Source organism: Desulfocicer vacuolatum DSM 3385 (genome assembly GCF_900176365.1).
Taxonomy (GTDB): domain Bacteria; phylum Desulfobacterota; class Desulfobacteria; order Desulfobacterales; family Desulfobacteraceae; genus Desulfocicer; species Desulfocicer vacuolatum.
The window spans coordinates 135,072-149,504 of sequence record NZ_FWXY01000012.1 but is presented as its reverse complement, the minus strand read 5'-3'; the positions used below and the strand labels follow the sequence as shown (position 1 = coordinate 149,504).

The 14,433-nt window shown below is 46.4% G+C and carries 7 protein-coding genes and 2 pseudogenes; 6 read left to right on the top strand and 3 right to left on the bottom strand.

Features of this window, described 5'->3' with window-relative positions:
• The first annotated feature begins 74 nt into the window (after positions 1-74).
• The 6 genes and pseudogenes from mttB (at position 75) to B9A32_RS12235 (ending at position 9,674) form a co-directional block, all read left to right on the top strand.
• Positions 75-1,541, top strand: a pseudogene (gene mttB / locus B9A32_RS22150) ([trimethylamine--corrinoid protein] Co-methyltransferase).
• 9 nt (positions 1,542-1,550) lie between these two features.
• Positions 1,551-2,936: pseudogene (gene mtbB, locus B9A32_RS12260) on the top strand ([dimethylamine--corrinoid protein] Co-methyltransferase).
• A gap of 101 nt (positions 2,937-3,037) precedes the next feature.
• Entirely contained in the window at positions 3,038-4,657 is a 1,620-nt protein-coding gene (locus tag B9A32_RS12255) for a BCCT family transporter (protein WP_212637915.1), read from the top strand.
• A 115-nt stretch (positions 4,658-4,772) separates the two neighbouring features.
• A complete protein-coding gene (gabT, locus tag B9A32_RS12250) occupies positions 4,773-6,023 on the top strand; it encodes a 4-aminobutyrate--2-oxoglutarate transaminase (RefSeq protein WP_084069735.1) in 1,251 nt (416 codons plus the stop codon).
• 195 nt (positions 6,024-6,218) lie between these two features.
• Positions 6,219-6,875 carry a cobalamin B12-binding domain-containing protein gene (locus tag B9A32_RS12245; protein ID WP_084069734.1) on the top strand — a complete coding sequence of 219 codons (657 nt, stop codon included), beginning with the start codon at positions 6,219-6,221 and terminating at the stop codon, positions 6,873-6,875.
• A 480-nt stretch (positions 6,876-7,355) separates the two neighbouring features.
• Positions 7,356-9,674: a sigma 54-interacting transcriptional regulator gene (locus B9A32_RS12235; protein WP_084069732.1), complete on the top strand. Its 2,319-nt coding sequence runs from the start codon at positions 7,356-7,358 to the stop codon at positions 9,672-9,674.
• A 328-nt stretch (positions 9,675-10,002) separates the two neighbouring features.
• Here B9A32_RS12235 and B9A32_RS12230 read toward each other — a convergent pair whose 3' ends face one another.
• The 3 genes from B9A32_RS12230 to B9A32_RS12215 all read right to left on the bottom strand — a co-directional run bounded on the left by B9A32_RS12230 (position 10,003) and on the right by B9A32_RS12215 (position 14,250).
• Positions 10,003-10,914, bottom strand: coding sequence for a proline dehydrogenase family protein (locus tag B9A32_RS12230; protein WP_084069731.1), 912 nt, complete (start codon positions 10,912-10,914; stop codon positions 10,003-10,005).
• Positions 10,915-10,964: 50 nt separating this feature from the next.
• Positions 10,965-12,626: a BCCT family transporter gene (locus B9A32_RS12225; RefSeq protein WP_084069730.1), complete on the bottom strand. Its 1,662-nt coding sequence runs from the start codon at positions 12,624-12,626 to the stop codon at positions 10,965-10,967.
• Positions 12,627-13,728: 1,102 nt separating this feature from the next.
• The gene (locus B9A32_RS12215) at positions 13,729-14,250 is read right to left on the bottom strand and encodes a PadR family transcriptional regulator (protein WP_084069728.1); all 522 of its coding nucleotides are present in this window, start codon (positions 14,248-14,250) and stop codon (positions 13,729-13,731) included.
• Positions 14,251-14,433: the final 183 nt, after the last annotated feature.

The window sequence follows — 14,433 nt, the reverse complement described above, 5'->3', positions numbered from 1 at the left end:
GTTTTATCACCCCTGGGTATTGAGAACTTACATGTTTTTCATGAAAAAATAATAACTTTAACAAGGAGGTAGCTTTGAGACGAAACAGTCATGCCGGCAAGGCCCTGAACGGTGGATTCGGCGCGCCCCTTTTCACGGATGATGAGCTTGAAGACATTCATCTGGCAACCCTGGAGGTGTTGGAAAATACAGGCGTATTTGTGGAAGACCCCGAAGCCTTTGAAATTTTTCAAGGGGCAGGGGCAATTGTTGATCTTGATAAAAAAATCGTAAAACTTCCACCCTATATGGTGGAAGAGGCCATTCAATCGGCCCCTTCCAAACTTTTTCTGGCGGGTAGAGACCCCAAGAATGATGTGATTCTGGAGAGTAACCGGGTGGGATTCACCACCTTTGGTGAAGGGGTTAAAGTACGTGATCCCTACACAGGAGAACTTCGCTCCCCCACCAAACAGGATGTGAGCAATGCTGCCAAGCTTGCCGATGCCATGGACGAGGTGGATGTTTATGAAAGGGCTGTGGGTGCCCATGAAGTACCCCAGGCAGTGGGGCAGCTTCACAATGCTGAAGCAAGCTTCAACAATACCAGCAAACATCTTTTCATGGGACCCTTTGACGGGTATCAGTTGGAAAAAATCGTGGAAATGGCAACAGCCATTTCCGGTAGCAAGGAAAAATTGCTGGAGCGGCCATTAATAACTTTCATAACCTGTCCGGTGAGTCCCTTGAAACTGGTTAAGGATACCTGTGAAGTAATCATGGGGGCGGCCCGTTCCGGCATGGCCGTTAATATCCTTTCCATGGCCATGTCCGGCGGATCTTCTCCTGTGACCCTGGCTGGAACCCTGGTGAATCATAATGCCGAAGTGCTGTCCGGCATCGTACTTAGCCAGCTTACCTGCAAGGGAGCCAAGGTCATTTATGGCAGCTCCACCACGGCCATGGATTTAAGACTGGCAACTGCCTCGGTGGGCTCCCCTGAGTGCGCCATGATCAGTGGGGCAGTGGCAAGACTTGCCCGATACTACGCCCTGCCCAGTTTTGTCGCCGGTGGTTAGGCTGACAGTAAAATTTCCGATATCCAAACTGGCCATGAAAAAACCCTTACAGCCATGTTACCGGCGTTGGCAGGTGCCAACCTCATTTACGGCTTGGGTATGGTGGAGTCGGGTATGACCTTTGATTTTGCTCAGCTGGTCCTTGATAACGAATTTGCGAAAATGATTCGATATGTGGTGGGCGGAATTCCCGTGAACGATGAAACCCTTGCCGTGGATGTTACCCGGGAAGTGGGACAGTTCAAGGATTTTCTCAGCCACCCGGCCACCTTTAAAAACATGCGCATCCAGTCCCAGCCCACAATCATCAATCGACAGGGTATCGAGCGATGGGAGGCTGGCGGATGTAAAGATTTATACGAAGTGGCCACGGAAAAAGCCCGGAATATCCTGGAAAATCATCAGCCGACGCCGTTGTCAGAAGAGGTGCAGCAAAAGATCCGGGACATTGTCCTGGCAGCTGAACAAGACAGAGGGGTGTAAGGAGAGAATATGACAAAAATACTCACCCGTTACGGAGACGGCTCCGCCGTTGAGCTGACGGAATCTGAATTAATGGAAGATCTCATTGCAGGGACCGAAGATGCGGCGGAAAGGGGCAATATTCCCGCCATGACCCAGGATGAGATGGATCATCTGGCAGACATTTTCAAATGCACCCACCGGGTGGTGGGGGTGGATCCCGGATACGAATGTGTGTTGAGCTATGATGGCGCTCCCATCAAAATGCTGCGAACCAATGTCACTTCGGACCGTATCACGGCCCTGCAGATTTATGAAAAACTAATGGGTGCGGACACCCTGGAGATGGGGTTTGTGGATTACAGTTATAAACCGATTAAACCCATCTTGACCTTTGAAGAACCGTTGATGGAACAGGCTCTGCTCACCACCACAGCGCCCATCATGTACGGTGCCCAGCCCAATCTGGGGCGTTACAGTCAGCCCGACGGTCCATTTCCCAACCCTGCGGAACTGATGCCCATGGGTAAGATCAAAGAGGCCCAGGAATCCTATGAACTGGCCGTTGATGAAGCAGTGAAGGATATGGTGGATGTGGCCAGCAGCATGTACGAGTCCGGTGTGGACTGTATCTTGCTCGACACCGTTGGGGCTGCCGGAGATGCCGATGCCCTGGCAGGACTCAGAACCGCAGAAATTCTTCGGGAGAAATATCCGGATATCGGTATCGAAATGGGCATGGCAGGAGAGTTTGTATTGGGGATGCACGGGGCTCTGGAGTATGAGGGTGTTCGTCTGGCAGGTCTTTACAATCATCAGATGCTGGAGCTGGCCCAGAAGGCGGGTGTCAATATCTTTGGAACTGTTATGAACACCAGTACCACAGAAAGCACCCCCTGGAATCTTGCCCGGGCTGTCACCTTTACCAAGGCATGCAGCGACATTGCAGATATTCCCATCCATGCCAACATCGGTATGGGCGTTGGCGGCGTCACAGTCCATGACCATACCCCCATTGATGTCACCTCCAGGGCATCCAAGGCCCTGGTGGAGCTGTGTAACCTTGACGGGCTGTAGGTTGGCGTCGGCGATCCCCTTGGAATGGCAGTAACCCACGCATTGGCCTCGGGAATGGGCGGAATGCGGGCAGCCGGAGATCTGGTTGCCCGTATGCAGATTTCCCAGGGCATGAGACTTGTGGAAGCCAAAGCATATGTTGCTAAAAAACTGGGTGTGGCTGTAAAGGACCTCACCGATCCCATCATCATGACGGAAGTTCGTACAGATTTAAGGCTTGGCACCCTCCATGCCGGCGCAAGGAGCGCCAAGGGCATAGAGGCCAAGCACAACATTGCAGATCTTCTGGACATAGATATCAACTGCGTTCGTAATTTCAGAAAAAACACCGGAAAATAAGATCAATCAAAGTGTGTCGCCCAGGGAGGTGACACACTTTTTGATTGATGATTCCGTGCATGTTACTGAATTTCAAATGAGACACGAATAAGGAGATGAGTATGGAAACTGCCGCGATAAACAAGGATATTTCAGAAAAACCAATGGTTTTAGAAGAGACCGGAGCCCCCATTGCAAAGGGAATATTTTGGCCCGCTGTTATCACCGTTATATCTTTAATTTTATTTATGATAGTCTTTGAGGTCGAAGCCAAAAAGGCCATCAGTATTATTTTCAGCTATTGCACCGATCAATTGGGTTTTCTCTATATCTGGTTTGGAATTTTTGCCCTGGTTGTCTGTTTATGGATGGGGTTTGGCAAATATGGCGATATTCGCCTGGGAGGACCCGATGCCAAGCCCGAGTTCAGCCGCTGGAGCTGGATCGCCATGTTTTTTTGCTCAGGGGTTGGCACCTCTTTGATCTTTTGGTCCTCCATTGAGTGGTCCTATTATTATGGGGCACCGCCCTTTGGCATTGAAAAAAACACCCAGGCAGCTGCCGAATGGGCCGGCATGTACGGTATCTTCCACTGGGGGCCGTCGGGGTGGGCCATTTATCTTTTATCTGCTTTTCCCATTGGTTATGCCTACTATAATCGAAAAATGACAGGCTTGAGACTGAGTACTGCCTGCAGTGGTATCATTGGTGAAAAACGCGCTCTTGGAATGGTTGGGAAGATCATTGATATTCTTATGATTTTTGGGCTTGTGGGAGGCACCGGCACCACATTGGCAGCAGGGACCCCCATGCTGGCTGAGGCCATCTGTCAAATGTTCGGGTTAACCCATACACCGGGAGTGGATCTCATGGTTGTGGTGATCTGGACAGCCATTTTTACTATCTCTGTGACCCTGGGATTAAAGCGAGGTATTAAAATTTTAAGTGACATCAATGTGGTGGCGGTGTTTTTTCTCTGTGCCATTATTTTTGTACTTGGGCCTACTTTTTTCATGGTCAATGTGTTCACCGACAGCATGGGACTTTTGGCAACCAACTACGCCCGCATGGCCCTTTACACGGATCCCATCCGAAGAAGCATGTTCCCCCAGTGGTGGACCATTTTTTACTGGGCATGGTGGGTGGCCTATGGCCCTTATATGGGCATATTTATTGCGCGGATTTCCAAGGGACGAACCTTTCGGGATCTTACTTCCACGGTTATTCTGGCCGGCAGTGGCGGATGCGCCCTGTTTTTCCTGATTTTCGGCAACAATGCCATGCATGCAGAATTAAATGATATTTTCCCCGTCATTGAGGTCATGAAAAACCAATCCCCTTCCGCCGCCATTATTGGAGTACTCATGCAGATGCCCATGAAATGGTTGATTCTTCCGTTGTTTATCTTTGTGGGATTTGTCTATTCCGGCACCACCGTGGATTCCTCGGCCTATGCCCTTGCAACTGTCTCTTCAGAAGATATGAAAGAGGGGCAGGAACCTGTATTGTTTAATCGTGGATTTTGGGCCGTAGCTCTTGGCGGCATCGCCCTGGTGCTCATGAAAATCGGTGGTCTTGGGCCATTAAAAACCGCAAGTCTTGTGGTGAGCGTTCCTCTGATTTTTTTGATGATCATCTCAGTTTTTTCCCTTTTGAAATGGCTTAGATATGATTATTCCCATCTTCACCAGCCCCGTCGTCTTGAAAGCGATGCGGAAAAAGAAGCCGCTCAAAACATATAAGAAGGAAAACCGCCACGGGCGGACCGTATTCTGACCCGGCTCTGCCCACAACAAGGCTTGAAATACATCTCCGGTTTGCGGAGTATTTCATATAAAAAAAATATGGAGAATAAAAATGAATAAATTAGATAGTAATGCAACGCTACAGGCGTTGCGAAATGAAAGCATCGCCGATGCCCACTGCAGTTCCACCCAGGCCTATATCAAGTCTGCCAGGGGGGCCATTGTCACCGATGTGGAAGGCAAAGAGTTCATTGATTTTGCCGGTGGCATTGCCGTGATGAATGTGGGGCATAGCCATCCCAAAGTGGTCAAGGCCATACAGGAGCAGGCTGCTGATTTTACGCACACCTGCTTTATGGTGCATCCTTATGCACCTGCTGTAACTCTGGCCCATCGGTTAGCCAAACTCACACCAGGGGATTTTGATAAAAAAGTGTTGTTTCTTAACAGCGGTGCAGAGGCTGTTGAGAATGCTGTGAAAGTAGCAAGATATTATACAAAAAGACCTGGAATTATTGTGTTTGACAATGCCTACCATGGCAGAACCCTTCTCACCATGAGCATGACGGCAAAGGTTCAGCCCTATAAAAAAGGGTTTGGCCCCTTTGCTCCTGAAATTTACCGGGCACCCTTTGGTGACATTGATGCCCTGAAAAAATTATTGATCACCGGTGTGGATCCCTCTGAAGTGGCTGCCGTTGTGGCGGAACCGGTTCAGGGTGAAGGTGGGTTTATTGCTCCACCGGATGGCTTCTTCAAAGAAGTAGCTGCCCTTTGTAAACAACATGGTATTTTGTTTGTGGCAGATGAGATCCAAAGTGGCATGGGACGTACGGGCAAAATGTTTGCCATGGAGCATTGGGGGGTGGAACCGGATCTTGTGACCGTTGCTAAAAGCCTTGCGGCGGGTATGCCGTTAAGTGCCGTGGTGGGTAAAAAAGAGATAATGGACAGTGTGCACCTGGCAGGGCTTGGAGGGACTTACAGTGCCAACCCCCTTGCCTGTGCTGCAGCTCTGGCTGTTCTGGATATCTTTGAAGAAGAGAATATGTTGGAAAAATCGGTGATTCTTGGCCAGAAGCTTCAAAGTCAATTCGGCATTTGGAAGGAGCAGTTTGACGGCGTGGGAGAGGTGCGTGGAGTGGGTGCCATGGCCGGTATCACCATTGTCAACGCTGATGGATCTCCGGCACCGGAAAAAGCCAAAGCCCTTTGTGCCCATTGTCTGGAGCTTGGCTTGGTAATTCTTTCCTGTGGCATTTACGGCAATGTTATCCGGGTGTTGGCACCATTTGTCATCACTGAGGAGCAATTGGGTCGAGCCTTTGAGATCATGGAAGAGGGATTAAAGAAGATCTTATAGCCGTCACGGGCAGGCCTTCTTCTGACCTCGGTCAGCCCACAACAAAGCTTGAAATACACCCCAGATTTGCAGAGTATTTCATATAAAAAAATATCAAGCTCAACTTTGAGGCTCGACAGATCCGGTAGATTGCAAAACAACGCCTCAAATGGTGGGGGATTGATCCATTACATTTTACATTGAGGGAAAAATAAAATGATAGATAGTGCACTCATTGAAGAAGCAAAAAAAATGCTGGTGGCCCAAGATAAGGACAGGGTGGAGGAGATTGCAAAAAAAGTGATCGGGGACGGCCAGGACCCCCTGGAATTGATGAATAATGCCTTTATCCCCGGAATCAATGAGGTGGGGGACCTTTTTGGCCGTGGCCAGCTTTTTTTGCCCGAGCTGATGCAGGCCGCCGATGCCATGAAAGTGGCAACGGACATCATCAATGACGCTTTGGCTGCCAAGGGTGACGGTGCTCAAGAGTCCGGCGCATCGGTGGTTGTGGCAACGGTAAAGGGCGATGTTCATGATATTGGGAAATGCATTGTGGTATCGTTGATGAAGGCCAACGGCTTCACCGTCCATGACCTGGGACGGGATGTGGACATCGACACTATTCTTGAAAAGGCCGTGGAAGTAAATGCCGATGTCATTGGTACCAGTGCCTTGCTGACCACCACCATGAACCAGCAGAAAACCCTTGAAGAGGCTTTGAAATCAGCCGGACTCAAAGACCGGTTTCGTACCGTGGTGGGTGGCGCTCCTGTGACCCCCCGATGGGCCGCCCGCATTGGAGCCGATGCCTATGCCGAGGATGCCCATGACGGCGTGGTGAAAATTCGTGAAATGATGGCACAGAAATAATCGGCATGGTTCATTGCCACTTTACACTTTCAAGAGCAATGTTTCCATTCTTAGGGATAAACTTTTAAAAAAGTGTAAACCGCTTGCGGATCATATGAAGGCTGCCAAATAATCCTCAGTTTTTTATCTGTCATGGTTCCCATGGCAGATAAGCTGGGTTTGAGCCTGGCAGTGTAATCCATGGGATTTTTTTGATATGCGATTTTTGCTGATCCGGTGCCGGCAAGATGGTTTAAGGTGGTTGAGTAGACGAAACGGGGCAGACTTATAAAAAAGTTTTTGCTCCGTTTTTTTTTGAGATGCGGAGTTGATATTTTAACCGTCTTTCTATTTTGTCTCAAAAAAATCCCAGGGTGAAAGAACTATGATACCTGTGAATAATTGATATTCCCGGTGGGTGTGATAGATATATCCATGACTTGATTAAGTATTGGGCTTTTGCTGATGGAGATCACATGGCTATGAAGTATTAAAAGAGCAATGAAAAAAGGTGTATTTATGGGAGATAAGACGTTGCCGGACTATGAGTCTGAAAATGAAATTATAGAACTTAACCGGGTATTGCACAATGCCATGTCCCAGGTCCCGGTGGGGGTGGTTGTCACCCGCATCGGGGAACGTCGGGTGCTGGTTGCCAATTCTGAGTTTCATCGTATCATGGGCATTTCCGGCAGTCTTATCAATAATACCCTTAAAGATGCTTTTTTTGATATCGGCGGCAAGTGCTTTTATCCGGATTCGGGGGGAATAAACGAAGAACAATTTGTGCATCACCTTATGTCCCGGAATCATTATATTGCAAGGGAATATGAGGCTCAGATCCACCAGCCGGGAGGTAAACAACTCAATGTACTCATGTACTCATCTCCGGTGCTTGACGATAAGAAAGAAGCCATTGCCATGGTTACAATTGTACAGGATATCACCAGAATAAAACAAAAAGAGGAGGCTCAATTAAGGAAAAATGCCCATCTGGAATATGCACTTTCCGCCACTGTGGACGGGCTGTGGGATTGGGATATCCCGGAAGACAAGGGCTTTTTAAGTCCCCGGTACAGTGAAATTTACGGGTATGAAGAAGGAGAGCTTCCCGGAGATATTAAAAAGTGGGCCCAGATGCTTCACCCCGATGATAAATCCCAAGCCTTGAAACGGCTGGTCAATATTATAAAAGAAAAAAAAGAGACTTATCAATCGGAGTACAGGCTGCGCCAGAAGGATGGCAACTATCGCTGGATTCGATCCCGGGCCATTGTTACGGAAAAGGATGAGAACGGCGTTCCCGTTAAAATGGTGGGAACCCACCAGGACATCACCAGGGAGATGGAGTTAAAGCAGGCCCAGAAGCGTATTAATCAAAAACTTGCCATTGAAGTGAAACGGCAGACAAAAAATCTGGAAACCACCAATCAGCAGCTGGAAACCATTCTAAATGAATCATCAGAAAGTATCTGGGTATTTGATGGACAAGGGATTGTGATAACCCTTAACCGGGCTGCGGAAAAAAGTATTGGGTGTAAGGCTCAAGAGATGGTGGGGCTTTCTTATCAGATACTTCTGGACCGGGGACATATCAATGAGAGTGTCACTGAAAGGGTCTTAAAAGAAAAAAAGCAAATAAGCATGATGCAACGCCTCATAAAACAACACAGAGATCTTTTAATTACTGGAACGCCGGTTTTTGACGATTATGGACAAATTTCCATGGTCATCGTCAATGAACGGGATCTCACTCAACTCAATCATCTGAAAAGAGAGCTTGAAAGCCAGCGTCATATCAATCGTCGGTTCCAGGATGAGTTGACCAAGTTAAACATGATGGAGTTGAAAAAACAAAAAATAATTGCAGTTAGTGGAGAGATGCGGGAGATTCTATCCACAGCTTTGAAATTGTCTGAACTGAATATTTCCAATATTCTTATTTTGGGAGAATCCGGTACAGGCAAAGGGCTGTTGGCTAAATTTGTTCACAATAACGGTTCTCGCAAGCAAAATCCCTTTGTGCAAATCAATTGCGCAGCATTACCGGAAACTCTATTGGAAGCGGAATTGTTCGGTTACGAAAAAGGGGCCTTTACAGGGGCCAGTGAAAAAGGAAAAATAGGCCTTTTTGAAATGGCAAAAGGAGGCACTCTCTTTTTGGACGAAATTGGTGAGCTTTCCATGACAGTGCAGGCAAAATTGCTAAAATCCCTGGAAGACAAGGAGGTGATGCATCTTGGTGGGTTAAAACCGGTTAAAATTGATTGTAACATTATAGCTGCCACCAATCTTGACCTTGAAAAGGCGGTTAAAGATGGCCTTTTCAGACAGGATCTTTATTATCGATTGAACGTCTTTACATTGAAGATTGTTCCTTTACGTAGACGACCCGAGGATGTTATGGCGCTGTCCCGTTTTTTTCTGGAGCAATATAATAAAGAATTTGATATGGCCTGCACCTTTGAGCAACTGGAGCTGGATAAACTTCGATGTTATAAATTCCCGGGTAATGTTCGGGAGTTGCAGAATGTTATAAAAAAAGCCGTTGTAATGGGTGGGGCAAATACCATCAATGAGCTTCTAAATAATAAAAAACTTCTCAAAGACGGAATTCATTCCCCAAAGAGTATTCCACCCAGTCAGAGTCTTGCCCAACGGGTCATGGCTGTGGAAAGGGAGATGTTACTCCAGGCACTGGAAACGTGTGCTTCCACCAGAAGCCTGGCTGCTTTTCTTAAAACCAGCCAGACTTCCGTGGTGCGGAAGCTGAGAAAACATGGCCTGACCCACCACTTGAATCGAAAAAAAGACGATTGATCACAGGGTGGCACATTGGGGGATTAGTGGCAGGAATAATTGTATCGCCCTCGACGGGCATGTCCTCACGGACACAACAAATATAGGGTCGTAGACGCGGAGTCAAATGGTATTATACCGCCGCCCCCCGACGGGCAATGGTCCCGGACCGGAACTGTAGACAGCTCAATTGTCCGGTTCCTATTGTCCGTCGGGGGGCGGCTCTGCCTTAGGTTGCCTTGGAGGCTGCATTGTATATAACTGCCACGGGCAGACCGTATTCTGATCCGGCTCTGCCCACAACAAAGTTTACATACACCTCTGATTTGAGGAGTATTTCATATAAAAATTATCTTCCACCGGTACCCCGAAGCATTTGACCCAGGGCTGCCCGGGCAATATTTGGATTTTCCAGTAAACGCCTTCGTGAATATCCCAGCCACTGTTTTCCATAGGGGATATATACCCTCAGGCGGTGTCCTTCAGATACGATCAAATCCCGCAACTCTGGGTCCACCCCCAGAAGCATCTGAAACTCATATTGCTCCCTTTTAAGACCAAATTTTTTGATCAGTTTCTGTGCCTCATAATAAAGTCTTTCATCGTGGGTGGCTATACCCACATAGGCTCCAAGCTCGAACATCCGTTCCAGGAGCTGGATATAGTTGCGGGTGATGAGCTCAGGGTCCCGCCAAGCCTGTTGGCGGGTGACAATGAAAATTCCCTTGACCAGTCTAAGATTAATGGGGCCATCACCAAGCAGTTCAAGGTGGTCCATGGCATTTCGCATATAGGACTGTAGTGCGGTACCCACGTGATCCGGGAACTCTTCCCGAAGAATGCGATATATTTTGATGGTGTCTTCGTTACATTCAATGTCTTCCATATCAATGCGCACAAAGCCGTTGAGTTCGGCAGCCCTGGCAACAATATCCCTGAGGTTATTGAATGCGAAATCGTAATCCATTAGCAATCCCATCTGGCTTGGTTTAACAGAGAGATTGGCATCCAGTTTATCGCGATGGATGGTCTCCAGGATATCTATGCAGTCCTGCTTAAAGGGAAGAGCCTGTTCTTTTTTTGTTATGTACTCTCCCAGGATATCCAGGGTGGACTCAATGCCTTTGGCGCTGAGTTCACGACACACACGAACGGCATCATCAAGGTCGTTCCCTGCCACATAATCCTTTGCAAAGTGGTGAACCACTGGGGATGGAACGTGCATAATTGTTTTAGAAACGGCATAGTTAAAGAATGACATCTTCCTTATTTCTCCTTTTTTTAGTCATAGGTTTTCTGTACATTTTGTGATTAGATCTGTTTTGCATCGGCAGGGATGCCTTTGAAATTTTTTTCCTTTGATCGCATGGCATCGCGGATCAATGCTTTTAGCAAGGCAAATCCCATGAGAACCATTATGGCGGAAAATGGCAATGCTCCCACCAGCATGGCAGATTTTAGAGCCGTGAGACCTCCTGCCAGAAGGAGAACTGCAATAACCGTGGTAAGGGCAACTCCCCAGAAAATAATATGTTTTATTCCTTTTTGACGATCATCACCACCGGCGTTGATGGTGTTGATAACGAGAATGCCGGAATCTGCTGATGTGACAAGATAGGTTATGAGCAATATGACCACCATAAAGGACATACCCTTGGCCATTATGGGAGAGAGCATAACACTGAGGGTGGCAAATAGCTGGGCTTCCTGGCCAGCACCAAGAATGCTACCGCCTGCTTTACCGGTGAGCTCCAGGTCAATGGCAGTGCCGCCCACAACGGTGAACCAGATAAAACACATGACAGCCGGGATAACCATGGTGCCAAGAACATACTCCCGGATGGTCCTGCCCCGGGAAATACGGGCAAAGAAAAGGCCAACAAAGGGGGCAAAGGAGATCCACCATGCCCAGTAAAATACGGTCCACCAAATGGATTGCCATTTATAGAGGGTGGCAGCAGGTTCCACTTCAGAGTTGGGCCAGTAAGTTATGGCCTGGACAGGGAAGTTGATGATATAATCCCAAATACCCAAAAATAGTGATTCTATGGCCACCATGGGTGCACCAAAAATCAAAAAGAATGCCAGTAGTGAAAAGGAGAGCACCATGTTGAGGTTGGAGAGCCATTTGATCCCCTTACCCACACCGGAAGCTGCTGAAAGAATGGAGGTTGCCATGACCACACAAAGGGCGATTAGCATGGCCGTGTTTGTGGGGGAACCATCGGCATTAACCATCCATTGGGCACCAGCCACCGTATGCATGCCCGATGCAAACTGGGCAATACCATATCCGATGGTTACAGCAATGCCAAGAATGGTGGCAATGACTGCGGTGATATCAACAATATCTCCAAAAATTCCTTCGAGCTTTTTACCAAACAGCGGGGTTAGACCGGAACGGATGGTCAGGGGCAGATTACGATTGTAGGAAAAATAGGCAAGGACAAGTCCCACAATGCCGTAGCAACCCCATGCTGTGAGCCCCCAGTGGAAAAAGGACCATTTGTAAACAGAACGAAGGGTCTCCTGGGCTTTGGGTTCAACAAGCCCCATTATGGTATCAGGGTTGCTGGCAAAGTGATAGATGGGTTCAGCCGAGGAAAAGGTGAGCATACCAATTCCAACACCGGCTCCAAACATCATGGAAAACCATGAAAACGTGGAGAATTCGGGTTTGGCATTTTCACCACCCAGGCGAATTTTACCCATGGCCGGATAGATCGCCAAAATCAGGCATAGAATAACAACAAATGCCATGGCATAAATATACCAAGGCCCGAAAGACTCAAAAGACCATCCCTGCATTTTTTTTAAGACAGCACCGGCCTGTTCTGAAAAAACTGCAGCCCATATGACCAGAAGTGCAATTAATATCTTTGTCCCTATGGTTACTATTTGGTTGAAACCTTTATAAAAACCTTTGTCGGCAAGGTTAATATCTAATTCAGTTAAAGGGGAGTTAATAGCCACGCAATGCCTCCTGTGTTACGGATTAATTATTGTGCAGAAAAAGAGATTTTTTCTGCTGTGTAATTAAACTCTTCATGATTCCATCACTTTATGAGTTTGAGAACCTTAAGAGCTTCTTTATTCTTTTGATGCTGACCTGGTTGGAAAGGTTGCATCAATTTTTATGGAATGGTGATGCCCTTTCCTGGTACCATCAATCCATGGGATAACTTGTTCGTAAAATTTAATATCTTATTTTCCATCTCATCCCAATTCGTTTAAGTTCTTGGGAATAATGAATCTGGAGCAATGGGTATTACTTTACAGCTTCAAAAAATATAATTCAGAAAATGCAAAATGCTTAATTTTATCTTTACAACGCAAAGGCCATACCGTTTGGGAAAATGAATGTGTGGAACTTGCATAATGATTTGAAAATAAAAAGAATATTTCTGTTTGATAGTTTTTGTAAAATGGGAGGGAAGGGGAGGGAAGGGGAGGGAAGTTAAAAAAATTTTATTTTTTTTAAAAAATAGTCTTTCCTGTATATAAATATTTTGTTGTTATGGATTTTTACATTGATGGCGGGAAAAGTTCAAGATGAGCAGCGATTTTCGGTAAGCTTTATGATAAATATCTAAAATGATTGATTTTATTGTTTCTATTGCCGCGAAGCTATGTTGGTTAAGATTAAATAAAATCAGATAATTGATGAACCTGTAAAAAGTCGGCCTATGAAATTTTAGCTAAACTATATGCGGTCTTGAGTTCTGATCACTATCAACATATTGTGGTCAAGGATGGGCCTTGAGGCTTTTTACGAGACCATCATAATTAGATCACGACCGGGAATTGCTGCAAAATGAGATACAAATGGAAGGTAGAGCTGCAATAACTGCCATGGGCAGACCATATTGGGATTTGACCTGTCCACAGCGAAAAATGGAACTCTAATTATTACGCTGCTTTGTACGGAGTTTCATATAACCGCCACGGGCGGACCGTATTCTGATCCGGTTCCACCCACAACAAAGCTTGAAATACACCCCTATTTGCGGAGTGTTTCATATAAAAAAGGTTATTAAGTCCCGGGAAATTAAGCTTGATAGCAAATTGGCCAAAATCATATCTCTTTCAAATCGTTTTGTGTTAGCATTTCAGTGAAACTTTGTTCTAAAAAAGTATAATACCGGATACCAAAGGCCAACGTTTCCATTTTCCAGGGGGGGATTTTTCCGGATGCGAATCGTTCTTGGATGTTTTGCAGGGTGCTGACCTGATCCTTAATATCTTCAAGATAGTCCTTTAGTTGATTTCTTATCTCATCCTGGTCAAGATGATCAAAAAAGAACACTTTTAAAAGTGCCTCGTCACGGATACGACTTATATGGGGCTTGCTTTGCAACCACTCCAAAAATGTTTTTTCCCCCTTATCCGTTAAAATATACACCTTGTTGAGTTTTCCGTTTTTGATCTTTTCAGTGACTTCAACCAGGCTGTCCTTTTCCATTTTTTTAAACTTGGGATAAATGCTGCTGAATCCGGTATTGAAAAAAAAATCGGTACTGTTTTCCATATATTTTTTGATCTCATATCCGGTTTTTTCACCGTCCATGAGAAATCCCAACAGCATCATTTCAATCATAATTTACCTCAAAAAATAGAGTTTCTGTTGCGTTTTGGGGACTTTGGTCCAGATAGATGCCAAAATATTCAGCGTGCCCCACCCATAAAGGAGCCAGAAATTTTCAATTTACCACTTATATTTTGGGGCTTGGATATATCGAATTTTTAGCCGGATTGCCAGGTAAATTGATTTGCTCTGACT

Excerpts from the sequence above, each read along its gene's own strand:
- gabT (WP_084069735.1), top strand. The coding sequence starts at position 4,773 with ATGAATAAATTAGATAGTAATGCAACGCTACAGGCGTTGCGAAATGAA.
- B9A32_RS12235 (WP_084069732.1), top strand. The coding sequence starts at position 7,356 with ATGAAAAAAGGTGTATTTATGGGAGATAAGACGTTGCCGGACTATGAG.
- B9A32_RS12245 (WP_084069734.1), top strand. The coding sequence starts at position 6,219 with ATGATAGATAGTGCACTCATTGAAGAAGCAAAAAAAATGCTGGTGGCC.
- B9A32_RS12255 (WP_212637915.1), top strand. The coding sequence starts at position 3,038 with ATGGAAACTGCCGCGATAAACAAGGATATTTCAGAAAAACCAATGGTT.
- B9A32_RS12230 (WP_084069731.1), bottom strand. The coding sequence starts at position 10,914 with ATGTCATTCTTTAACTATGCCGTTTCTAAAACAATTATGCACGTTCCA.
- B9A32_RS12215 (WP_084069728.1), bottom strand. The coding sequence starts at position 14,250 with ATGATTGAAATGATGCTGTTGGGATTTCTCATGGACGGTGAAAAAACC.